Here is a 20,338-nt window from a genome sequence, read left to right as displayed (position 1 = left end):
TGTGGACCCGGATTCATGGACATTCCCCTGGTCAAACTCAAGCGGACGACGGCGGGAAGTTCCGCCGTCGTCCGCTTCCTGCCTGAGATGGTTCAGGGTATTTCCGGCATGCTCTTCAACCGCGTAGTGCTGGCGAAGCTCCAAATGGCGTGGTCGAGTTCATTCTGCTTTGCGCCAAGCGTCTCGGCAGCCTCCTTGACCAAGGATCCCGCAAATTCAGACAACACCGGCCGCCGGACTGCGCGCCCCACGAACTCGGTGAGCCACGTGTCCGCCTTCACGCCCTCGTGACTGAGAAGCATGGTGAAGTACTCCCACGTGACGGGGCCGAGGCCTGAAACGCCGGTGTACTGATGTCTGTGTTCAGGGTCATGGGGCCTTACGTGCGCTAGCTCGGTGACTCCGATGGCAGTAAAGCGCTTAGCCGCTTCCACGATGGCGAAGGCTTTGGTCTTTCCGGAGTGGACCTTCTGGCGGTTCAGAATCCTTTCGAGCGCGACCGGGTCGTGGTTCGCGAGATGCTTCATCTTTTCTGCGCCTGTGATGTCTTCTGAATGTTTCTGGTATCGCAGAACCGCTCCGCGTGCCCCTGTCCACGAACCATCTTTGCGTTCCCGGCCATAGCGGAATCGGATCGACATGACAGCGTCGACCAATGCGAGGTCCAAACGGTCGGGATAACCGCCGGGCCACTTCTTCCAAGGCGTTGGCATGGCGGCAATCGCGAGGAGAAGCAGGTCCAGGTCAGTGGCCGCCGCGCTCACAGGTAGCTCTTGACGCTCGCACGCAGGGCTTCGGTGTGCTCGTAGATCTCTTCCAGCGAGCTGATCGGCACCCGAGTCTCTTCTTTGTTGTCATCGAATATTCCGATGTACTTCTGCGTGCGGTTGAAGTGCAGGCGTGCGATCGGCTTGCGGTTGTTATCGTCCAGCAGTACCGAGAAGTAGGACTTGGCATCCCGTTGGATCACGCGGGCCGGCTTAACCTCACTGCAGACGATGGCCCGGACGATCTGGTAGCCCTCAATTTCCTCGAGCGTTGTTTCCAGGCCGTCAGCGTCGGCCAGGTCGGCTTCGGCCACAGGTGCGCTGGTGACGCTGGCAGCGGCGGCGGCGTCGTCATTTTGCGGGAAGCTCGGGGCTCCGAGGGCCTTCTTGAGGCGCTCGTTCACTTGGTCATTCAGGAATTGCTTGGATGCCTTGATTACTAGAGCGGTGAACTGCTCGCGCACTTTCTGTGTATAAGCGCCTGGATATACGCGTCCGGTAAGGAACTTGATCCACTCATCCTCCGGTTCCCTGAATTGCGCCGCCAGCGTCCTTTTGAGTTCGCCGATGTATTTCAGTTCACCGGCGGCGCTGATGATCGAGTCGAGATCAAAAACATCCTTGGATAGTTTTTGAAGTTCCGGAATGAGCGACTCGTCAATGTCGTTCAGATCGAGCACAAGGAACGGTTTCGCGTCCATGCGGTTCGGTGCATCGAGGTCAGTGAAGAATTGGTACACTCACCATTGGTGAGGATTGCGATCCTGGCGGTGGTGACGGCAAAGTACCGAAAAAGCTGGGACGCATGCTCGATCTTCACGGGCTCCGTGGACTTCTTGCACTCGATCAGCATCTGGACCTCGCCGTTTTTGACGATCGCATAGTCGATCTTCCCGCCCTCCTTGAGACCTACGTCCGCGATGAATTCCGGAACGACTTCCATGGGGTTGAAGACGTCGTAGCCGAGAATTGTGGGAATGAAGGGCATGACAAATGCATTCTTTGTGGCCTCTTCAGTTTGGATCGCATCCCGCTGTTGGCGCACCTTTGCTGCCAGTGCTGACAGCTTTTCTGCAAACTCCATTTGTCCCCCTTGAAAAATGTTGGTGCTGCCAACCGTAGCTCAGCACTGTGCCAATTTGGGCCAAAGGCGCCTAATGAAGTGCGAAAGGTGCTGGTAGTCCCAGCTTGCGGCCCAAGCCTCGGACCGCTGATGCAGGCCACCGCCCCCACAGCCCTTCGCCTGCGACTCGTGAGACTCCGCTATGGGCTGCACCACAGCCGCCTGTCCGCCGGAAGATGTAGTGTCACGGTGAAGATTGCCTTGGTTCCAGATGGCGCCGCGCTGGCTTGGACCGAGGAGGGGCGCGGGGAACCGTTGCTCCTGATTGCCGGTCAAGCAACGGCCATGGACGGCTGGGGGCCGCCTGCGGAGGCGCTGGCCGAACATTTCCGCGTCATCCGGTTTGACCACCGGGGGATCGGCGGGAGCAGCAATGGCGACGCCGACCGCTACACCACGAGGCTCCTGGCAGCCGATGCGGCCGCTGTCCTAGAGGCCGCCCGCGTTGACAGCGCCCCACGTGTACAGCCATTCCATGGGCGGGAGGATCGCCCAGTGGCTCGCCATTGATCATCCACAGAGTGTTCGCGCGCTCATCCTCGCCGCAACGAGCGGGGGCAAACTGGCCCGCGCCAGCCGGGAGCACGACGCGTGGAGCCGGCTCGGCTCCATCCAATCGCCGACCCTCATTCTGCACGGCACCGACGATGCGCTGACGCCCCTGCCCAACGCCGTCCAGTTGCATTGGCACATACGCCGTTCCACGCTGGTCAAGGTCCCCGGCGCCGGCCATAACCTTCATCTGGACCTTCCCGAAACCCTCCGCTGGATCCGGCAATTCATCGCGGCCAAAGACTCACGCTAAAACGAAAGCGGCCGACGGCGGGACCTCCCGCCGTCGGCCGCTTTCCGACGATTTGTGGTGCTTTTCGGGAAACTGGCATAAAAAATAGAAGTGTGTATGGTATCGGGTAGGTACAAAGCACAGAAAGGTGTGATTCCATTGTCAGGAAAATCGCCAAGGAGCGTCAGCGCCAAGAAGACGGGGAAATCTATTCTCGAAAAACGTGCCGACAAAACGGCAAAAAACGAAACTAGTGAATTCAGTTCGTAAAGCCGCGCAAAAACCAGCGCTAGCCCATGAACACGCCACCTACAACGCCCTCATCGTTCCAGCCCGCCTCACCCAACCGGTGCGCATCGAAACCGTGGACACAGGCACAGCAGCACTGCAGAAACTGGTTGCGGGAAACATCGAATCCATGACTGGCGCAGACTGGCATGTCTACCTGAACGACGGGGCAAACCGCATGCCTCCGAACGTCAGAGCCGAAGTGCTCATCCGAGAAGCCGGCGTCTATCTCGAGGACGCCTTCAATGGAACGGCGGTTTTCCTAGGCCACGGGAGTGCGGTGAGGAATTAGACGCGCCGCGCCATCTAATCCGCCTTGCCGAGAATCTTTTCGATTTGCCACTGGCAGCCTGATAAACAAAACCCTGCAAGCCATGAAGGGGCGGGCTGGCGGAATCCCCACAGACTGTGTGGCCAAGAAGCCGAGGCTAATTCCATCTTTTCGGGATATGTACTTGGTTTAGAAATGATAAGAGGACAATGAACTGCGCAGAGTGAGAATCCCAATTGGGAGATGACATATTCCGTTGAGGACGGCCGGAAATCTGCCTGAGATCTAGCCGTCACTGCAAGGCCGTGACGCTAAGGCCGTGCGATGCGTGCCGTCGACTCGCGGATCACGAGCTCGGGCTCGACGACGTAGTGCTGGGCGCGTTCTCCTGTGAGGATCTGGTGGTGGAGCATCTTGAAAGTGGCAACGCCCAGTGCCCGGAAGTCAAGCCTCATTGTGGTCAACGGAGGCGAGAAGTAGGCGGCTGCAGGCATATCGTCAACGCCCACGATTGAAAAATCCTCCGGTGCCCTGGTGCCGCGCCGTTCCAAGGCGCTTATGAAGCCGAGGGCAATCTCGTCGTTGCTTGCAAAGACAGCCGTGAACGTGGCCGGATCCGCCAGCTCGCCAGCGCGATATCCAGAAACCGAGGACCAGTCGTTTGCTACATCGAGGACATGGGGGGTCAGGCCGGCGCTCTGCATGGCGTCGCGATAGCCGCGCTCACGCTCGCGTGCCTCATTACGCGTCGAAGGGCCAGCGACATGGACTATGTCGCGGTGTCCCAACTCGATGAGATGATGGGTCGCTTCCCAGCCGGCAGCGTACGAGTGAGTGCCCGCGGAGCCTTCGTCCGCCGACGGAAGCTCGGAGACCGTTATCAGGGGCGTTGACTGGTCCCAATCGGCGAGCAGCTTGTCGACGTCCGGTAGCGGTGTGGACAGCACAATCCCGTCAACTTGTACCGACTTGAAGTGCGCGAGTGCTCGTCGCGCCTCGACTTCCCAGTCTTTTGCTTCGAAGTCGAGATCAAGCTGAGCGATAGTGAGGGTGACGTCGGCCTCGCGTGCCGCAAGTCCCAATCCGGTGAGCACGCCTGCGCTCCCGTAGTTGAAGGCGCCCATGGCTAAAACGCCGACAGAGTTTGTCCTGCTCGTGCGAAGCGCGCGGGCGGACTGATTCGGGACGTACCCAAGTTGTTCGATTGCATCGGTAATCCGCTTGCGCGTCTCGGCCCGCACATAGCCGACACCGGTGAAATAGCGCGAAACCGTCTGACTTGAGACGTTGGCCAGTCTGCCGACATCAGCCATGTTCGGCCGTGCCGCGGTCCGTACTTTTGTCACCCGTCTCCTCTTCCAGAGCTACTACTCATCAAAAGTTTACGATCACCCACGAATACGTTGCGTTCGCGCCCACCAATGGTCGAAAACGGTGTTGCGGCTTCGCTGGCGCCTGGGAGACCCCAAGTTCTCTTTTCATTAATAATTGGTCAACCGGTTGACGTGAGTTATCGTAAACCCACATACTCGTTGTGGGTCAGGTCACATACGCGGCGTTCTCAGCAGGGTTCGCCGAGATATCCGTGACGAAGCACCCTCAATTACCCCTACGAAAGGACGCGACGATGCGTTTGCTTGCCAAAGGCGCTGTTGCTCTTACGGCCATTGCTGTGCTGGCCGGCTGTTCCGCCGGCTCAGGATCCAATGCCTCAGGCAAAACCCAGCTGGACTGGTGGGTGATCAACCCGAGCTCCCCGACTGCGGCGAAGGCCCAAGACAAGATCATCCAGGATTTCGAAGCTTCCAACCCTGACATCACGGTTAAGAAGACGAATCGTGCTGTGGACGCACACAAGGACGCCCTGCGCACCGCGATTGGTACTTCTGCGGCGCCGGACATTTACGACTTCTGGGCAGGTCCAGGCCTCGGCGGGGAACTGGTCAAGAACAACGCCAGCATCGATCTGTCCAGCCGGTACACCGAGTACAAGTGGGAGAGCCGGTTCACGGAGGCCGCCCTTGAGCCGGTCAAACAATACGGCGGTTTCCACGGTGTGCCCTGGAAGCTCAACGGTGAGGCCATGTACTACAACAAGGCTTTGTTCGAACAAGCTGGCATCACGAAACTGCCAGCGACCATTGACGAGCTGAACGACGCCGCTGCCAAGCTGAAGGACGCCGGCATCACGCCGATCCAGTTCGGCGGAACCGTCAATTGGCACGTGATGCGCCTGCTCGATACCTTCCTCGAGGGCTATTGCGGGGCGGAGACTTTCGACAAGCTGGTCACCAAGCAGGCGAACTGGGGTCAGGAAGAGTGTGTGACCGAGTCCTTCACGAACCTTCAAAAGTGGTCAAAGGACTACTTCAACCCCGGCTTCATCGGCATCAATAATGACGAGTCCTCCGCCCTCTTCTTCAGCGGCAAGGCAGCGATGGCCCTTGAAGGCGACTGGTTCAATTCCCAGATCAAGGACAAGGCCAAGGTCGAGGACTTCGGCGTGTTCCCCTTGCCGACAGGTACAGGCCGCATGTACGGCTTCGAGCAGGCCATGTACGTCACCAAGGACAGCAAGAACGCGGATGCAGCGGCCAAGTTCCTGGACTTCATGATGTCCACCCCGGTCCAGAAGGAGACGCTGGGTACGTTCTCGACGCAATCGGTAAACAAGGAAGTCAAGCCCACCGAGACGGACGAACTCAGCACGTCCTGGGCGGGCATCTTCGCCAACGCCAAGGGCCTGTACATGAACAACGACCAGAACCTCAGCCAGTCCCAGACCACTGAGTACTGGCGCATCCAGAATCTGGTTGCCACCGGCGGTCTTGACCCGGCCAAGGCCGGGGCAGAGTTCCAGAAGTTCCTGGATACGAGCAAATAGCTCCTTCGCTCAGGGGTGGGGCTGTGTGTTCCGCACGGTCCCACCCTTCAGCCCCATGACCGATCCAAAGATCAAAGGCGACTCTTTTGTCTAAGCTCACAGCCACGCGCCTCCAGACGCACCCAGTTCCTGTTCCGCGGCAACCTCCGAAGAAACCACTCCTGAAGCGCCTTGTCAGCGGTGGGTTCATCGCAGCCCTGCCCTTCCTTGCCCCTGCTCTGGCCGCATATGTTGTCTTCGTCATCGGCCCGATGGTCAGCGCGGTGCGCCTGAGCCTCTACGAATGGTCAGGCTTCAACACTGACCCGCAGGTGTTCGTCGGGTTCCAGAACTATGTCCGTCTGTTCACCCAGGACGCGGTGTTCTGGACGGCCCTGCAGAACACTGTCATCTGGGTTCTCCTGTCTTTGGTCATTCCAACCACCCTCGGCCTGGTGATGGCGCTGGCCCTGAACCGCCCGATCTTCGGCCGGAACCTTTTCCGCTCCGTCTTTTACATCCCGGGGGTGCTGGCGCCGATCGCCATCGCGAACATGTGGCGCTGGATGTACAACCCGAATTACGGCGTATTCTCAGAACTCGCAAAGGCCTGGCATCTCGGCGACGGTTCAGGCGTTACCTTCCTCAGCGACCCCAAGGTGGCCATTTACGCCATCTTCGCTGCGTTCGTCTGGCAGATCGCCGGCCTGAACATGGTCCTCTTCCTTGCCGGTCTGCAAAGCGTGTCCAAGGAACTCGTTGAATCGGCTCGCCTGGATGGCGCCAACAACTGGAAGGTCTTCCGCCACGTCACGTTCCCGGCCCTCCGCCCCACCATCGTGGTCGTCATGGTGCTGACCATCGTGCACTCCATCAAGGTCTTCGACCTCGTAGTCGGCATGACCGGCGGCGGTCCCGCCCAATCCTCACAGGTGCTGGCACTCTGGTCCTACTCCCAGTCATTCCTCCAGCACGACTTCGGAATGGGCAATGCGATAGCCACGGTGCTGCTCGCCATCACCCTTGTCCTTGTCATCCCCTACCTGATCTGGTCCACCAAAGGAAACGAAGACTGATGAGCACCCTCACTCTCAGGCCCGCAAAGCACGCCCACGGGACCTCGCGCCCACGCCCCAGTGTCGACTACGTCAGGGTCGGACTGTGGCTCGCACTGGCCGTCACCATGGTCATCTGGGCCATGCCCCTGATTTTCGTGATGTTCACTTCACTGAAATCCGAAGCCGCGATCTTCTCCACCTCGTCCTTCTCCCTGCCTGCCGCCGCCGAATGGCAGAACTACGCCGATGCGTTGGAGACTGGAAACCTCCTTGCCGCCGGCGGCAACAGCCTCCTCATTGCCGCCATCAAGGTTCCCTTGGGCCTGCTCTTCTCAGCAGCTGCGGCCTTTGGCTTGTCCCGGATCCGCTTCAGGCACAGCAAACTGATTCTGGGGGCCTTCGCGCTGGGTTCCATGGTTCCGATCCAGGTCGCCCTCGGACCGCTGTTCAAAATCATCCTGGACCTGGGCATGCTCAACAGCCCGCTCGGCGTGATCCTCCCGTATATCGGGTTCGGGCTGCCCATCCAGATCTTCATCCTCCACGGCTTCTTCAGCGCCATACCCAAGGAAATAGACGAAAGCGTCCGCGTGGACGGCGGCGGCAACTGGCGCCTCTTCTGGCAGATCATCCTTCCCCTGTCCAAGCCCGCTCTCGCCGCGCTGTTCATCCTGGACTTCGTGGCCACCTGGAATGAATACGCCATCGCCTTGGTGATCCTGCAGGACCAGGCAGCCCAGACAATTCCGCTGGCCATCCAGGGCTTCCAGTCCCAGTTCACCAGCTCCTACGGCCCGTTGAACGCCTTCACGATCATGTCGATCCTCCCGGTGCTCATCGTGTACCTGCTATTCCAGCGCTACTTCGTCGAGGGCATGTTCAGCGGCGCCGTCAAGGGCTAACACCGCACATTCGCAACAACTTTCAACGCAGAAAGGCCATCATGGCGACCTTTACCGCAACGACCCCGCTCTTCGAGGTCATGCGTGACCCGGCCGGACACGAGATCCTGGCTCACCACGTGCCCGAGCTCGCGGCCAACCCGCTGCTCCACACCCTGTACCACTATCAGCTCGGCTTGATCCTCGGCACCGAGGAATCCCTGCGCAACGACCCGGCTAAGAAAGCCGAGATCCTCGCAAAGATCGAGGCCCTGCAGCCTTCACCGGCGCCCGACCGTTCCGACCGGAACAACGAACCGGCTGCCGGCTACGAGTCCGAATCGGTGGAACGTGGCAGCGCCCAAGCAGACTTCGCGGCCAAGGGACGGAAATGGCAGCGATACGAGATCACCCTGCAGGGCCCCTCCCACGGCAACCCGTTCACGGAGGTCACCCTGACCGCGGACTTCACCTCCGGAGGAGAAACGCTCACGGTTCCCGGCTTCTACGACGGCGACGGGACATACCTTGTCCGGCTGCTTGTCCCGGCAGAGGGGGAGTGGTCCTTCATCACCCGAAGCAACGCCAAGTCTTTGGAAGCCATCACCGGAAGCTTCACCGCGGCGGCCGCTTCACCGGATGCCCGCGGCGTGGTCCGAGTGGCCGACACGTTCCACTTCGCCTACGACGACGGAACACCCTACCTTCCGATCGGCACAACCTCCTACGTCTGGACCCATCAGGGCGACGCCCGCGAAGAACAGACCCTGCAGTCCCTGAAAAGCGGTCCCTTCAACAAGATGCGCATGTGCGTCTTCCCCAAGTCCTACCTGTTCAACGAAAACGAGCCCGGGATCTACCCCTATGAGGGGACCCTCGAGGACGGCTTCGACTACTCCCGGCCCAACCCCGTCTACTACCACCATCTGGAGAAGCGGATCAGCCAACTGGAACAGCTCGGCATCGAGGCAGACCTGATCCTCTTCCATGCCTACGACCGGTGGGGCTTCTCCACGATGAACGCCGCGGCGGATGACCTGTACGTCAAGTACGTCACCGCCCGGCTGGCGTCCCACCGGAACATCTGGTGGTCGCTGGCCAACGAATTCGACCTCATGTTCGAGAAGACAATCGAGGATTGGGAACGCTTCGCCGCGATCGTGCAGGAGAACGACCCCAACAAGCACCTGCTCTCCATCCACAACTGCCGCCAGATGTATGACCACTCCCGCCCCTGGGTCACGCACGCAAGCATTCAGCGGCTGGACATCTACAAGACCGCCGAAATGACCACCCAGTGGCGGCAGGAATGGCAGAAGCCCGTCGTCATCGATGAATGCGCCTACGAAGGGAACATCGACCAGGGCTGGGGCAACATCACCGGCGAAGAGATGACGCGGCGGTTCTGGGAAGGTGCCATCCGCGGCGGCTACGTCGGACACGGCGAAACCTACGTCCACCCCGACGACATCCTCTGGTGGGCCAAAGGCGGAAAGCTGCACGGCACCAGCCCGGACCGCATCGGATTCCTGCGCCGCATCCTGGAGGAAAGCCCCGCAGGCCACCTCGAGCCACTCCCCGGCCACTGGGATGCGCCCAGCGCCGGCATCAAGGACCAGTACGAGCTGATCTACTTCGGCTTCAACCAGCCCACGTACCGGCGGTTCGTCATGCCTCCGGGCATCCGGTTCCAGATCGACGTCATCGACACCTGGAACATGACCGTGGAAACCCTTCCCGGCACCTTCGAAGGCCGCTTCCGCATAGATCTGCCTGGCCGGCAGTACATTGCCGTGCGGCTTCGCGTCGAGGCCTGACGCCTTGACGGCCGGGGGCGGGTTTCCCTGTCCCCGGCCGGCCATACTTCGCCCATCCCGACCGAAAGCACAAACGTGATCCTCGCCGAGAACCAATCCCGGCTCCTTGCACCGGCTAAAACGATTGAAACCGGCCCGTGGCGGCTGCAACTGCGCGGGGATGAACTGGCCGACATCGAATACCGCGGGCATCCCGTGCTCAGGGCCATCCGGCCCGTGGTCCGCGACCACGACTGGAGGACGCTGGCGCCCATTGTCGAATCAACGACCTGGAACGACGACGGCAGGTTTACCCTGCGGCTCGTCGTCGCGTTCGCCGGATTTGGCCCCGAGTACCGTGCAGAGCTGGCTGTCCGGATTTTCGGCGACGACCTCACAGTGACCTTTGATGGTGTCGCGCCCGGCGACTTGCGCAGCAACCGCATCGGACTGGTGGTCCTGCACCGACCCGACGACGCCGGGCGCAACGTCACCATCACTGCGCCCGACCAGAGCCGCAGCGAGCTCGTATTTCCTACGGCCATCGGACCGCACCAGCCCTTCATGGACATTGCAGCGATGAGCTGGGAACGCGACGGCACCACCTTCGGCCTCGAATTCAGCGGCGACATCTTTGAAACCGAGGATCAGCGAAACTGGACCGACGCCTCCTTCAAGACCTACAGCACGCCGCTGTCACGTCCTTTCCCCGTCACCGTGCATGCCGGAGACCGAGTGCACCAGAGCGTTCGTCTGACCGCCGCACCAGCAGACCAGGCCGCACCAGCAGACCAGGCGGCAGAAGCTCCTTCCCCGGGACCCTCGGCCGAGGTGGTGACGGTGTGCGGACAGGCCCAAGGCCGCGTACCCGCCTTGGGAACGTCGTCGTCCCTGTCTGCTGTCAGACTCAGCCAGGTACCCGGCCTGGGCGCCCTGATCGTCGAAGTTCCGGGAGATGACACCGCCTCAGCCACCCAGATCCTTGGGCATGCCGTGCAGCAGGCAGCAGAGCTGGCAGCTGCGCTGGACGTGAGGATCATCGCGACCGGCCCTGGGGAAATTCGGGCCGTGATGGACCTGCTGCCCTTGGAAAACGCAGTCAGAATCGGCGCTTTCAGCTCCCGCAGCCACGTCACAGAGCCTGACCTGTGGGAGGAGCTGCACTCCGAAGCGCAGCGGCGCGGTTTCACTGGCGCACTCCTAGTCGGGGCCCGCTCCCATTTCACAGAGCTTAACCGTCGGCGGGACTCTGTCCCGTCAAACGCCGATGCCATCACCTACAGCATCACACCCCAGATGCACGCGACCGAAGTACCCCACGTCGTCGAAAGCCTCCCGATCCAGCGGCTACTTGCGCTGAACGCCCTCCGGATCGGGGCGGGGAAGCCCCTTCACATTGGCCCGATTACCCTCAAGGCCCGCTTCAACGCCGTCTCCACCGACGGGGCTTATGACGCGGGGACCATCGAGGAAATGACCACCGACCCGCTGCAGGCGGAAGACTTCACAGCCGCCTGGCTGCTGGGCAGCATTGCGGCCCTGACCCTGCCCGGTGTGGAATCAGTCAGCTATTTCGAGGCCAGCGGAACCAGGGGTCTTCTCACCGACGCTGGCACCCCGACGCCGGCATTCCACCTTCTGCAGAAACTGGCGGCCTTGCGCGGCGCCGAAGTGCTAGAGGTGGAGTGCCCCGTCCCCGGGCTGGTTCTCTACCCGGTCACTGCCGACGCCGGCGTGCTGCTCTTTGCCGCGAACCTCACGCAAGAGACGCTGAGCACGGCCGTCAGGCTCGAAGGCGGCAACACACACACCCTCGACATTCCTGCCTGGTCGGTCCAAACCCGGCTGCTGGGCTGAATCCACCAAACACGAAATGAGGAACATGATGTCCAACAGGCTTGCAGGCAAGACCGCTCTCGTCACGGGAGCCGGATCAGGCATTGGCCTGGCCGTGGCACAGCGCTTCACTGCCGAAGGTGCCCGGGTGTACTTCGCCGACATCAACATTGAAGCTGCCGAAAAAGCAGCCGCCTCCACAGGCAACGACAGTGCCGTGGCCCTTCCGATGGACATCTCTGACGAGGCCAGCGTGGAAGCCGCCTACGCCACTATCGCCACCGGCGGCTCGCTGGATATCGTCGTAGCCAACGCCGGCGTCCAACTCTTTGGCCAGGACGCCAAAGTAGGCGAGCTCTCCCTGGAAGTCTGGGAAAAAACCGTAGCGATCAACCACCGCGGGGCGTTCCTGACGCTCAAGCACGCGGTGCGGGCCCTCCAGGGCCGGGGCGGATCGATCATCTGCACCGGCAGCCCCACCGCGGTAGTCGCGTGCGGGCAGACGTTCACCGCCTACTCCAGCTCCAAGGCCGGCGTCCACGGGCTTGCGCGCGTCGTCGCGGCCGACTATGCCAGAGAAGGCATCCGCGTGAACACCGTGGTGCCCGGTTACACCGAGACCCCTCTCGTGCAGACCATCGCAGACGATCCAGTCAGCCGGGCCGGCCTGGTCGACTCCACGATGCTCGGACGGGCAGGCACCGCCGGCGACGTCGAAGGGATTATGGTTTTCCTGGCCAGCGATGAATCGGCCTACGCGACCGGCGGCCTCTTCACCGTCGACGGCGGCCTGACGGCACTCTGACAGCCCCACGACAAACAACGTTTCCGGGACCGTGACGGCGGCAGAAGTCCCGCCGCACCGGTACGCCGCGGCCTACGTCGAGGACCCGGGATCGGCGCGGCCCATCCTTGAGGAGCTCGTGGGAGACCTCGGGGAGAACGTCGACGTCCGGCCTCACCTGTCGGTGGACTACGGCAGCTACATCACCATCGGAGCCGGGACGTTTATCAATTCGGGCCTGACCGCCCTGGACGTCGCCGCCATTACGATCGGCCGTGACTGCCAGATCGGCCCGAACGTCCAGCTACTCACCCCCACCCATCCGGTGGACCCCCAGCCGCGTCGGGACAAGCTGGAGGCCGCCGAGCCGATCACCATTGAGGACAACGTTTGGCTGGGCGGCGGAGCCATAGTTCTGCCCGGCGTGACAATCGGGGAGAACAGCGTGATCGGAGCCGGCGCCGTGGTCACCAAGGACGTCCCCGACAACGTGGTGGCCGTGGGCAATCCCGCCCGCGTCGTGCGCTCCATCTAGGCTCATGGTCCAGCGTCGCTTTGACCCGGAACGCCGCGATCGGATTATCGATGCGGCCCTGGACGTGATTGCCGAACACGGCGTGGCCGGAGCCTCACACCGGAAGATCGCCGCCCAGGCCGATGTGCCGCTGGGATCGATGACCTACCACTTCAGCGGCATGGAGGACCTGCTGCACGAGGCCTTCACCCGCTTCGCCACCGCCATCTCCGCCCGTTTCGAAGCACGCCTGCTGCAGGCCCACACCATGGAAGAGGCACGGGAAGCGGTGGTGGATCTGGTCCACGAGGACCTGAACGTGTCGCCCCGTGAGCTGGTTCTCACCCAGGAGTTGTACACGCTGGCGGCCCGGGACCCGGCCTACCGCGCCATCACCCACGCGTGGATGCGGCAGAGCCGCACCTCGTTGGCCCGCCACTTCGACCCGGTCACCTGCCGGATGCTGGACGCGCTGATCGAAGGTTCCTTCCTGCACGCAGCCTTGGATACCGAGCAGCATGACCGGGCGGTGACGGCGGAAGCCGTCACCCGGATTACCACTCCCGTCTCCTCCCGGGATCACTGACTTCTGCCGACAAACGCGAGCGGACGACGGCGGGACGTCCCGCCGTCGTCCTATCCTGAGAATCGCCGTTGTGGTGGGTGCCCAACTGCGCCACCATGATCCTATGAACGCTGAAACACCGAAGGCCGAGGAGCTGAGCCTTCCCCAGGCCCTCCTCCTCCTAGCCACGAACGACAAGAACGGCGAAGCTGAACTGCCGGTAGTCGTGCTCAAGGCCGCCCTGGCAGGGGCAATACTGGCTGAGCTGCACCTCCGCGGTGCAATCGGACTGCAGGGGAAGCACCTCAGGGCTACCGGCAACGCCCCGCAACCGGATTTCCAAGACCAGCTGGACCTCATCCGGGACAAGTCGCGGCCCCACACTCCCAAGCGGTGGGTCTCGATGCTGGAGAGCCGCGCCGAACTGCACCGTGTTTACGAGGGGATGGTGTCGCTGGGCATCTTGGAGCACGTCGGCGAAAAACGCCTCGGTTTGTTCGGGGCCACGCGGTATCCGGAGAAGGACCACGCCCCGGAAGCAGCCATCCTGCAGAAGATCCAAGCCGCGCTCGGCGGTTCGCTGTCCGATTCCAGGACCACGGCACTGATCGCCCTGCTTCAGGCCGCAGGCCTGCTCGACAGGCTTTTCCCAGCAGCAGATCAGAACCGGGTCAGGCAACTGGTGAAGGACCACTGGCCGTCCCGTGCGGTGACGGACGAACTGCGCATGATCAGGCTGGCGGAGGCTGAAGCCGCCACCTAAGCGGCCGTTGTGGCCGCTGCCCAACGGGTCCACCATGAAGGTATGAACGCTGCGATACCGAAGGCCGAGGACCTAAGCCTTCCCCAGGCTTTCCTCCTGCTGGCAACGAACGACAAGGACGGCGAACCCGAACTGCCGGCGTACGTACTGAGGACCACGGTGGCAGGGGCAATCCTGGCTGAGCTGGACCTGCTCGGTGCCATCGCGGCGCGGGGTAAGCATGTCCGGGCTATCGGGGCCGCCCCGGAATCGGACTTCCAGCACGAGCTGGAACTCATCCGGGAAAAATCACGGCCACACACTCCCAAGCGGTGGGTCTCCATGCTGGAGGGCCGCGGCGAAGTGCACCGTGTGTACGAAGGGATGGCGTCGCTGGGCATCGTGGAGCACGTCGGCGAAAAACACCTTGGTCTGTTTAAGTCCACGCGCTACCCGGAGAAGGACCACGCTCCGGAAGCGGCGCTCCTGCAAACGATCCAAACCGCACTCGGCCTTAGGCCGTCAGGTGCCACGCCGGCAGCAGCCACGCCGCCCGATGCCAGGACCACAGCACTGATCGCGCTGCTCCAGGCGGCCGGGCTGCTCGCCAGGCTTTTCCCGGAAGCAGACCAGAACCGGGCACGCGAGCTAGTGAAGAACCACTGGCCCTCCCGTGCAGTGGAGGACGAACTGCGCCTGATCAGACTGGGACTGGCAGACGCCGCATGACTTTCACCCACGGCTTCGCGGACAACAACGGCCTTCGCACGTACTACGAGGTCCACGGCCGGGAGGTGCCCGGCCGGCCGCCGCTGCTCCTCATCCCGGGCGCCCGGCTGCTGATCGTCCCCGGTGGCCACGGTGACTACCTCGGTGAGCAGGCCGCCAGCGGCGGGGATCTCCGGACGATGCACGCCACGGTCCCGTTCCTCCTGCGGTTCCTCGACGCGTAGGTCGGCGGGGGGAGCGGAAGCAAACGCACGCGGACGACGGCGGGACGTCCCGCCGTCGTCCTATCGGTTGTTGCGCGCTATCCGCCTGGCTTCGTTAAGAAGGACCGGGCTGGAATAGCTCGACCACGTTGCCGGCCGGATCTTCCAGCAGGATCTGCTGACCGCCCGGACCGGTGACAATGTTGTTCCGGAACGTGACGCCCGCGGCGCGCAGCCGGTCCACCTCGGCCGCGATATCGTCCACGATGAGGTGGATGCGGTTCCATCCTCCCGGTGACGGCACCGTGCCGTCCGGCATTGACCGGCCCGCCGAACTGGTTGGCCCGCTCAGCAGAAGCCGCAGCTGGCCGCGGGCGACGTCGGCGAACGCCGGTGCAGCGCTCATCCTCAGGGTGAACCCGAGGTGCTTGGTGTAAAAGTCGATCGCCGCACCGACATCGTCCACCATGTACCGGACGCTGACCATGTCCGTAGGGTCGCTGGGCATTTCCAGATCCTCTTTCCGAGCTCGATTGGTCACCCGACGCCGGCTGGTTTGGCGAGTGTTATTTCCATGTTGTTGATGACCGTGGTGCACTGGAATTGCGCGCTGCAGGTTTGCAGGTAGACCGAAGCCGCGGCAGCGCCTTCGTTGAACGCCATCATGTTTGGAACCACTCGTATGGTGACTGTTTGGGCCTGCTTGGTGCAGCTGAGCTGATCGTTTCCGCCGCCGCCGGCGATCCGTCCGTCGCTGACCCTTTGGGTGACTTGGACGACGGGAATTGCGATGATCAAGGCGGGGTCGGTGTCGCACACGAAGGTGACGGGAACATCCACCGCGGCGCCGTCGGCGACGAGGATTCCCGGCCCGGCGCTCACGAGCGTGGCGGGGGCTGCTTGCGCGGGGCTGGCTGTGGTCACAAGCATGGCGGCAACAGCTGCGGCGAGGCAGCTTCTGGTGCCTAACATCAGGTTCTCCCTTGAATGGAAGCGTGGCGTCCTGTGTTCCGCATTGTCGGTGAGCGCGGTCACTGGGCGTCTTATATGTACGGGGTGTAGCCCCTGACGGCAGCGCCGTTCCGGGCGCCGCCTGATGCGCCGAAAGTCCGGTGGTGGGCCGTACATTACTCACTACCTGCCTGTGTGACAAGAGCAAGCAGTCGACAACGCAAGCGGACGACGGCGGGAGGCCCCGCCGTCGTCCGCTGGACCGTATCGGTACACGGACCGGTTTCCCGGAAATTGTGTGCGCGTTGAAGAATGGGGGCATGGCTGACATCATCGAATTCCTAGAAGCTCGGGTTGCCGAGGACGAGGCGGCCGCGGAGGAACTGGTGGAGATCGGGCCAGGTCATCAGGTGATCGGGACCCGCCTCGAAGTCTCGCCGTTCACAGCGGCGCGGGTGCTGGCCGAGTGCGCCGCCAAGCGGAAGATTCTGGAGAACGTACCGTTGGTTACCGACATACCGTCGCAGATGGGCGGGACCAGCGAGTACGTGCTGATGTGTTTGGCCTCGGTGTACAGCTGGCACCCTGAGTATGAGGAAGGCTGGTCCGTCTCCGGGTAGGAGTTATCTCGCCGTTTGCGATCGGCTGCCAGTCAGTGCGGCACCAGCCCGCCGCGGTGGTCCTTGGGCTGGGACCCGTCGTCCGAACCTCTGAAGAGCCCGATGATGCCCCTGATCAAGCTGACGGTGGCGACTTTCACCAGGAAAACCACAATCTGAATTGCTCCGGCCACAAGCAGGAGCAGGAAAAACGTGACAAGAACCGGCAGCAAGAGGACGACGATCACGGCGATTGCCGCCATATACATGAGGGCATACCCTGCAGCGGTCGTCGGATCCACTGGACTTCCTATCAATAGCCGGATCTCTTGCTCCGGATACCTGCTGCATTCTTAGCACCAAACTGCCAGCCTCAAATAGGGCCAATCGTCCCGGGTCATCAATCCGGTTGCCGCCCTGGGGGCCGGACAGTAAGGAAGGGTGCAAGCCGAGTTCGGCTTGCACCCTTCCTTGTGTTGCCGGCCTATTCCTTGAAGGCGTCCTTGACCTTCTCGCCAGCCTGCTTCAGGTCCGCCTTGGACTGATCGGCCTGACCTTCAGCCTTCAGGCCCGGATCATTCTTGGCGTCTCCGGCAGCTTCCTTGCCTTTGCCGCCAAGCTTCTCGGCAGCATTTTGAATCTTGTCATCCAGACCCACGGTGATACTCCCTCCGGTTGGTTGCCGCCGGCGATCCGCCCGCGGCTACTAGTTCATCGTAAACCCGATTCAGGCCAAATGCTAAGCATACTGATGGTATAAATTCCAGAAGCCAGAGTGCCCTTCTGGCGGGTCACCGTCCGGCGCTGCTAGCGGAGCTGGATCAGACCAGCATTGGTGGGCCGGAACCCGCACGCGTCGAAGTAGAAACTCTTCAGGTGATCGTCGAAGTCGGCATGGATCCATTCGCAGCCCGCCTCCCGGGCTTGTTCCGTGGCAACGGCGAGGAGTCTTTTGCCGACGCCCTGACGGCGTGCGCTGTGTGCCACCAAAGTGTCTTCGATGAAGGCGTGCACGTCGCCGTCCCAGATCACGTTGACGAAGCCGACCAGCCCTTGATCGTCACGGGCCGTGACCCACCCCAGGCTGAGGCGGGAGAGCCGGTCAGTCCAGTCGTCTTCAACGTAAGCGTGATCGAAGCCCTCAGCGTGCAGCTGATTGATTTCTTCGTTCGTCAACGCTCCGCGCCATTTCAAAGCAATCGTCATGCTGAACAGCATTGCAGACACGACCCGTCACCGGGACTGTGAATTGCCAGACCGAGACATGGGAGCGATATTTCCTAGTCGGCCGGGTTGGCGGTCCAGCCCGTGAGCGGCAGGAGGTCAGCAGCAATGGCCTGGACGCTGCGGTTGTCCGTCGGGCATCGATGGACCCACCGCGGCGTTTGGAGCTCCAGTTCCCTCGCGGCGGCAATACTGCGGTCAAGATGTTCCTGAAAGTCGCTCCCCAGGATGCGACCGCGCAGCCGGGCTGAGGATGTCTCATCGGTGGCGGTCAGCAGAACAGCAGTAATGCTGGGTTCGTCGCCCATGGCTGCCGCCAATTCCTGGGTGTATCGGACGCTAACCGTGTTCGTGTAGATCATCCGCCGGTAGCCAAGATCCCGGTAGTTTGCCCAGATCGCGGCCAGATTGCGCTCGGCCAGGTGCTGCTCCCATGGTTGGGGAAAGGCCAGGTCGAGGCTGTCCCCTTCGATCACGCAATGTTTGATGTTCAGGGCGGCGAGCTGCGCGTGGAGTTCAAACGCCACGGAGCTCTTGCCGACACCCGACCGGCCGCCGATGAAAAGAACCTCACTCTGCATGTTCACCCCTCGAGTATTGCCTAGGCTGGGGCACGATTGGCTGGTGACTTCCGATGATGAGCGCCTCTTTCTGACCTATATCCAAAGGAACCCGATTAACCGGCAGATCCTTCAGTTGGCGCCGGCGCTGGGTGTTTCGGACTGGTGGCTGACAGCGGGTGCACTGTTCCAGACCGTCTGGAACGTGCTGGACGGCAGAAACCCCGGAGCCGGCATCCGGGACTACGATCTGTTCTATTTTGACGAAGACACCTCCTACGACGCGGAAGATGCGGTAATTCACCGGGCGCGGGAACTGTTCAAGGACCTGGATGCGGAGGTCGAAGTCCGCAACGAAGCCCGGGTCCACCTTTGGTATGAGGAGCATTTCGGCGTCCCGGCGGTGCCGTTCACCAGCACTGTCGACGCGATAGACCACTTCGCAGCGAAGACCTGCTGCTTCGCAGTCACGGCCGACGAACACGGCGGCGTTACGACGTACGCACCGCACGGTTACGACGACCTCTTCGGCCGGAACGTGGTGCCCAACCCTGTCCTTGCCCCCAGGGACGTGTACTTGGACAAGACCAAACGGTGGAGCACGGAGTGGCCCTCACTCAACATCCAGCCCTGGCCTGCGGTCAACGTTTAGGGACGGCCTGCGGCCGGCCAGCCAGATGGATGTGCGCCGCCCAGCCCGCGGCACCTGCCATGCCGATGGCAATCCCGACGAAGTCGCTGCTAGGTCTCGGCAACACAAGGATGAAGACTCCCAAACCTGCGGCCAGCGTGGTGGACTCCCAGACATTTACGGACGCGGCTATCGCCCTCGGCACCTCCCAGGCTGCAGTGTCACGGTCCGTCGCTGCCCTGGAGCTGGCCCTTGGATTGCGGATTCTGCAAAGAACGACCCGCCAGGTCACCCCGACGGCCGCCGGGGAGCGGATCATCGAGCATGCACGGAGCGTCCTTGACCAGGTCGCGCTGCTTGAACGCGCAGCCCAGGACCAGGGTGGCGAGCTCAGGGTGAGCTATGCATGGTCGGCGCTGGGCCGCCGCACCGTGGCCCTGCAGCGGAAATGGGAGGAGATACACCCGGGCGTGCGCCTGATCTGGGTGCAGTCCAACGCCCCGACGGGCGGCCTTGCGAATGGGTCCGTCGACGTCGCCATTGTCAGGCGCCACCTCAATGACCACCGCTTCGCGTCCACGCTCATCGGAACTGAGGCCCGGTACGGCGCCCTCGCCAAGGCTGATCCGCTCGCCCGGCGGCGCTTCCTCTGCCTGGCCGACTTCGCGGGACGAACGATTGCCGTCGACCACCGCACGGGAACCACGACGGAAGACCTCTGGTCCGACGCCGCCCGGCCGGCCTCGGTCCGGCTGGTGCAAGGCGTCGACGAATGGCTGACGCTTATCTCCACGGGACAGGCCATCGGCATGTCCTCCGAGGCAACGGCTGCGCAGAATCCACGACCCGGGATCGCATACCGGCCGGTCCGCGACGCCCCGCCGATTTCCGTTTTCCTTGCGTCCTGGAAGGACGACCCTTCGGTTCTCGTCGCCGACTTCACCCGGCTGGCCCAGGAAGCGTTCATCCCTGGCCACCCGGCTCTGTAGGGGAGCGGCACCAAAGGCAAGGCGGACGACGACGGGAGGTCCCGTCGTCGTCGTTCATGCCGCAACTGAACAATTCAACAAAGGGATTGTTGATGGCCCGGGGTAGATTCAGGGTATGGCCACCCTCAACCCGAACGCCGAAACTCCCTCCTTCCGCGAACTCCCGGGTGGCCCGCGGAA

Annotated in this window: 25 protein-coding genes and 1 pseudogene; 17 read left to right on the top strand and 9 right to left on the bottom strand. The window is 62.3% G+C overall.

Annotated elements, in window-relative coordinates:
- Positions 1 to 92: 92 nt before the first annotated feature.
- The gene (locus J7I79_RS01380; protein WP_214949292.1) at positions 93 to 764 is read right to left on the bottom strand and encodes a hypothetical protein; all 672 of its coding nucleotides are present in this window, start codon (positions 762 to 764) and stop codon (positions 93 to 95) included.
- Positions 761 to 1,851, bottom strand: a pseudogene (locus J7I79_RS01375) (type I restriction endonuclease). The gene J7I79_RS01380 and the pseudogene J7I79_RS01375 overlap by 4 nt, the downstream one beginning before the upstream one ends.
- 129 nt (positions 1,852 to 1,980) lie before the next feature.
- On the opposite strand from J7I79_RS01375, the gene J7I79_RS24865 reads away from it, so the two are divergent.
- The 3 genes from J7I79_RS24865 (at position 1,981) to J7I79_RS01365 (ending at position 3,254) form a co-directional block, all read left to right on the top strand.
- On the top strand, positions 1,981 to 2,400 hold the full coding sequence (locus tag J7I79_RS24865; protein WP_396020144.1) for an alpha/beta fold hydrolase: 420 nt from the start codon (positions 1,981 to 1,983) through the stop codon (positions 2,398 to 2,400).
- Positions 2,351 to 2,695 (top strand): alpha/beta hydrolase, encoded by a 345-nt coding sequence (locus J7I79_RS24075; RefSeq protein ID WP_311380491.1) that lies wholly within the window; start codon positions 2,351 to 2,353, stop codon positions 2,693 to 2,695. The genes J7I79_RS24865 and J7I79_RS24075 overlap by 50 nt, the downstream gene beginning before the upstream one ends.
- A gap of 232 nt (positions 2,696 to 2,927) precedes the next feature.
- Positions 2,928 to 3,254, top strand: a complete 327-nt coding sequence (locus J7I79_RS01365) for a hypothetical protein (protein WP_251042329.1) — start codon at positions 2,928 to 2,930, stop codon at positions 3,252 to 3,254.
- Positions 3,255 to 3,544: 290 nt separating this feature from the next.
- On the opposite strand, the gene J7I79_RS01360 is transcribed toward J7I79_RS01365, so the two are convergent.
- Positions 3,545 to 4,579, bottom strand: a complete 1,035-nt coding sequence (locus J7I79_RS01360) for a LacI family DNA-binding transcriptional regulator (protein ID WP_214949290.1) — start codon at positions 4,577 to 4,579, stop codon at positions 3,545 to 3,547.
- Positions 4,580 to 4,860: 281 nt separating this feature from the next.
- Between J7I79_RS01360 and J7I79_RS01355 the strand changes: the two genes are divergently transcribed.
- The 11 genes from J7I79_RS01355 to J7I79_RS24065 all read left to right on the top strand — a co-directional run bounded on the left by J7I79_RS01355 (position 4,861) and on the right by J7I79_RS24065 (position 15,225).
- The gene (locus J7I79_RS01355; RefSeq protein ID WP_214949288.1) at positions 4,861 to 6,117 is read left to right on the top strand and encodes an ABC transporter substrate-binding protein; all 1,257 of its coding nucleotides are present in this window, start codon (positions 4,861 to 4,863) and stop codon (positions 6,115 to 6,117) included.
- Between the two features lie 86 nt (positions 6,118 to 6,203).
- Positions 6,204 to 7,172, top strand: coding sequence for a carbohydrate ABC transporter permease (locus J7I79_RS01350; protein WP_214949286.1), 969 nt, complete (start codon positions 6,204 to 6,206; stop codon positions 7,170 to 7,172).
- Positions 7,172 to 8,056, top strand: coding sequence for a carbohydrate ABC transporter permease (locus J7I79_RS01345; RefSeq protein WP_214949284.1), 885 nt, complete (start codon positions 7,172 to 7,174; stop codon positions 8,054 to 8,056). The genes J7I79_RS01350 and J7I79_RS01345 overlap by 1 nt, the downstream gene beginning before the upstream one ends.
- A gap of 41 nt (positions 8,057 to 8,097) precedes the next feature.
- Positions 8,098 to 9,852, top strand: a complete 1,755-nt coding sequence (locus J7I79_RS01340; RefSeq protein WP_251042252.1) for a DUF5605 domain-containing protein — start codon at positions 8,098 to 8,100, stop codon at positions 9,850 to 9,852.
- 75 nt (positions 9,853 to 9,927) lie between these two features.
- Entirely contained in the window at positions 9,928 to 11,688 is a 1,761-nt protein-coding gene (locus J7I79_RS01335; RefSeq protein WP_214949283.1) for a hypothetical protein, read from the top strand.
- A 28-nt stretch (positions 11,689 to 11,716) separates the two neighbouring features.
- Positions 11,717 to 12,472: an SDR family NAD(P)-dependent oxidoreductase gene (locus J7I79_RS01330; protein ID WP_214949282.1), complete on the top strand. Its 756-nt coding sequence runs from the start codon at positions 11,717 to 11,719 to the stop codon at positions 12,470 to 12,472.
- Positions 12,473 to 12,503: 31 nt separating this feature from the next.
- Entirely contained in the window at positions 12,504 to 12,986 is a 483-nt protein-coding gene (locus J7I79_RS24545; protein ID WP_214949281.1) for a sugar O-acetyltransferase, read from the top strand.
- A 4-nt stretch (positions 12,987 to 12,990) separates the two neighbouring features.
- The gene (locus J7I79_RS01320; RefSeq protein ID WP_214949280.1) at positions 12,991 to 13,551 is read left to right on the top strand and encodes a TetR/AcrR family transcriptional regulator; all 561 of its coding nucleotides are present in this window, start codon (positions 12,991 to 12,993) and stop codon (positions 13,549 to 13,551) included.
- Between the two features lie 103 nt (positions 13,552 to 13,654).
- Positions 13,655 to 14,293 carry a GPP34 family phosphoprotein gene (locus tag J7I79_RS01315; protein ID WP_214949279.1) on the top strand — a complete coding sequence of 213 codons (639 nt, stop codon included), beginning with the start codon at positions 13,655 to 13,657 and terminating at the stop codon, positions 14,291 to 14,293.
- 42 nt (positions 14,294 to 14,335) lie between these two features.
- A complete protein-coding gene (locus J7I79_RS01310; RefSeq protein ID WP_214949278.1) occupies positions 14,336 to 15,001 on the top strand; it encodes a GPP34 family phosphoprotein in 666 nt (221 codons plus the stop codon).
- Positions 14,998 to 15,225: a hypothetical protein gene (locus J7I79_RS24065; RefSeq protein WP_251042251.1), complete on the top strand. Its 228-nt coding sequence runs from the start codon at positions 14,998 to 15,000 to the stop codon at positions 15,223 to 15,225. The genes J7I79_RS01310 and J7I79_RS24065 overlap by 4 nt, the downstream gene beginning before the upstream one ends.
- Before the next feature lie 94 nt (positions 15,226 to 15,319).
- Here J7I79_RS24065 and J7I79_RS01300 read toward each other — a convergent pair whose 3' ends face one another.
- Together J7I79_RS01300 and J7I79_RS01295 are read right to left on the bottom strand one after the other, a co-directional pair.
- Entirely contained in the window at positions 15,320 to 15,712 is a 393-nt protein-coding gene (locus J7I79_RS01300) for a VOC family protein (RefSeq protein WP_214949276.1), read from the bottom strand.
- A gap of 29 nt (positions 15,713 to 15,741) precedes the next feature.
- A complete protein-coding gene (locus tag J7I79_RS01295; RefSeq protein WP_214949270.1) occupies positions 15,742 to 16,176 on the bottom strand; it encodes a hypothetical protein in 435 nt (144 codons plus the stop codon).
- Between the two features lie 299 nt (positions 16,177 to 16,475).
- Between J7I79_RS01295 and J7I79_RS01290 the strand changes: the two genes are divergently transcribed.
- Positions 16,476 to 16,775 carry a DUF6221 family protein gene (locus J7I79_RS01290; RefSeq protein WP_214949268.1) on the top strand — a complete coding sequence of 100 codons (300 nt, stop codon included), beginning with the start codon at positions 16,476 to 16,478 and terminating at the stop codon, positions 16,773 to 16,775.
- 32 nt (positions 16,776 to 16,807) lie between these two features.
- On the opposite strand, the gene J7I79_RS01285 is transcribed toward J7I79_RS01290, so the two are convergent.
- The 4 genes from J7I79_RS01285 to J7I79_RS01270 form a co-directional block, all read right to left on the bottom strand.
- Entirely contained in the window at positions 16,808 to 17,056 is a 249-nt protein-coding gene (locus J7I79_RS01285; RefSeq protein WP_214949266.1) for a hypothetical protein, read from the bottom strand.
- A 182-nt stretch (positions 17,057 to 17,238) separates the two neighbouring features.
- The gene (locus J7I79_RS01280) at positions 17,239 to 17,412 is read right to left on the bottom strand and encodes a CsbD family protein (RefSeq protein WP_214949263.1); all 174 of its coding nucleotides are present in this window, start codon (positions 17,410 to 17,412) and stop codon (positions 17,239 to 17,241) included.
- A gap of 149 nt (positions 17,413 to 17,561) precedes the next feature.
- The gene (locus tag J7I79_RS01275) at positions 17,562 to 17,960 is read right to left on the bottom strand and encodes a GNAT family N-acetyltransferase (RefSeq protein ID WP_214949260.1); all 399 of its coding nucleotides are present in this window, start codon (positions 17,958 to 17,960) and stop codon (positions 17,562 to 17,564) included.
- 74 nt (positions 17,961 to 18,034) lie between these two features.
- On the bottom strand, positions 18,035 to 18,559 hold the full coding sequence (locus tag J7I79_RS01270) for an adenylyl-sulfate kinase (protein WP_214950005.1): 525 nt from the start codon (positions 18,557 to 18,559) through the stop codon (positions 18,035 to 18,037).
- 43 nt (positions 18,560 to 18,602) lie between these two features.
- Here J7I79_RS01270 and J7I79_RS01265 point away from each other — a divergent pair, with 43 nt between their 5' ends.
- Together J7I79_RS01265 and J7I79_RS01260 are read left to right on the top strand one after the other, a co-directional pair.
- On the top strand, positions 18,603 to 19,190 hold the full coding sequence (locus J7I79_RS01265) for a nucleotidyltransferase family protein (protein ID WP_311380490.1): 588 nt from the start codon (positions 18,603 to 18,605) through the stop codon (positions 19,188 to 19,190).
- Between the two features lie 110 nt (positions 19,191 to 19,300).
- Complete coding sequence (locus J7I79_RS01260) at positions 19,301 to 20,158, top strand: LysR family transcriptional regulator (protein ID WP_214949258.1); 858 nt, start codon at positions 19,301 to 19,303, stop codon at positions 20,156 to 20,158.
- Positions 20,159 to 20,338 lie beyond the last annotated feature (180 nt).

The sequence above is a fragment of the Arthrobacter sp. ISL-69 genome, from assembly GCF_018613775.1.
Classification (GTDB): Bacteria; Actinomycetota; Actinomycetes; order Actinomycetales; family Micrococcaceae; genus Arthrobacter.
The sequence above is the reverse complement of the archived record's forward strand: the minus strand, read 5'-3'. Positions and strand labels throughout refer to the sequence as shown.

Excerpts from the sequence above, each read along its gene's own strand:
- J7I79_RS24865 (WP_396020144.1), top strand. The coding sequence starts at position 1,981 with ATGCAGGCCACCGCCCCCACAGCCCTTCGCCTGCGACTCGTGAGACTC.
- J7I79_RS01355 (WP_214949288.1), top strand. The coding sequence starts at position 4,861 with ATGCGTTTGCTTGCCAAAGGCGCTGTTGCTCTTACGGCCATTGCTGTG.
- J7I79_RS01345 (WP_214949284.1), top strand. The coding sequence starts at position 7,172 with ATGAGCACCCTCACTCTCAGGCCCGCAAAGCACGCCCACGGGACCTCG.
- J7I79_RS01340 (WP_251042252.1), top strand. The coding sequence starts at position 8,098 with ATGGCGACCTTTACCGCAACGACCCCGCTCTTCGAGGTCATGCGTGAC.
- J7I79_RS01330 (WP_214949282.1), top strand. The coding sequence starts at position 11,717 with ATGTCCAACAGGCTTGCAGGCAAGACCGCTCTCGTCACGGGAGCCGGA.
- J7I79_RS01320 (WP_214949280.1), top strand. The coding sequence starts at position 12,991 with ATGGTCCAGCGTCGCTTTGACCCGGAACGCCGCGATCGGATTATCGAT.
- J7I79_RS01315 (WP_214949279.1), top strand. The coding sequence starts at position 13,655 with ATGAACGCTGAAACACCGAAGGCCGAGGAGCTGAGCCTTCCCCAGGCC.
- J7I79_RS01310 (WP_214949278.1), top strand. The coding sequence starts at position 14,336 with ATGAACGCTGCGATACCGAAGGCCGAGGACCTAAGCCTTCCCCAGGCT.
- J7I79_RS24065 (WP_251042251.1), top strand. The coding sequence starts at position 14,998 with ATGACTTTCACCCACGGCTTCGCGGACAACAACGGCCTTCGCACGTAC.
- J7I79_RS01300 (WP_214949276.1), bottom strand. The coding sequence starts at position 15,712 with ATGCCCAGCGACCCTACGGACATGGTCAGCGTCCGGTACATGGTGGAC.
- J7I79_RS01295 (WP_214949270.1), bottom strand. The coding sequence starts at position 16,176 with ATGTTAGGCACCAGAAGCTGCCTCGCCGCAGCTGTTGCCGCCATGCTT.
- J7I79_RS01290 (WP_214949268.1), top strand. The coding sequence starts at position 16,476 with ATGGCTGACATCATCGAATTCCTAGAAGCTCGGGTTGCCGAGGACGAG.
- J7I79_RS01275 (WP_214949260.1), bottom strand. The coding sequence starts at position 17,960 with ATGACGATTGCTTTGAAATGGCGCGGAGCGTTGACGAACGAAGAAATC.
- J7I79_RS01270 (WP_214950005.1), bottom strand. The coding sequence starts at position 18,559 with ATGCAGAGTGAGGTTCTTTTCATCGGCGGCCGGTCGGGTGTCGGCAAG.
- J7I79_RS01260 (WP_214949258.1), top strand. The coding sequence starts at position 19,301 with ATGAAGACTCCCAAACCTGCGGCCAGCGTGGTGGACTCCCAGACATTT.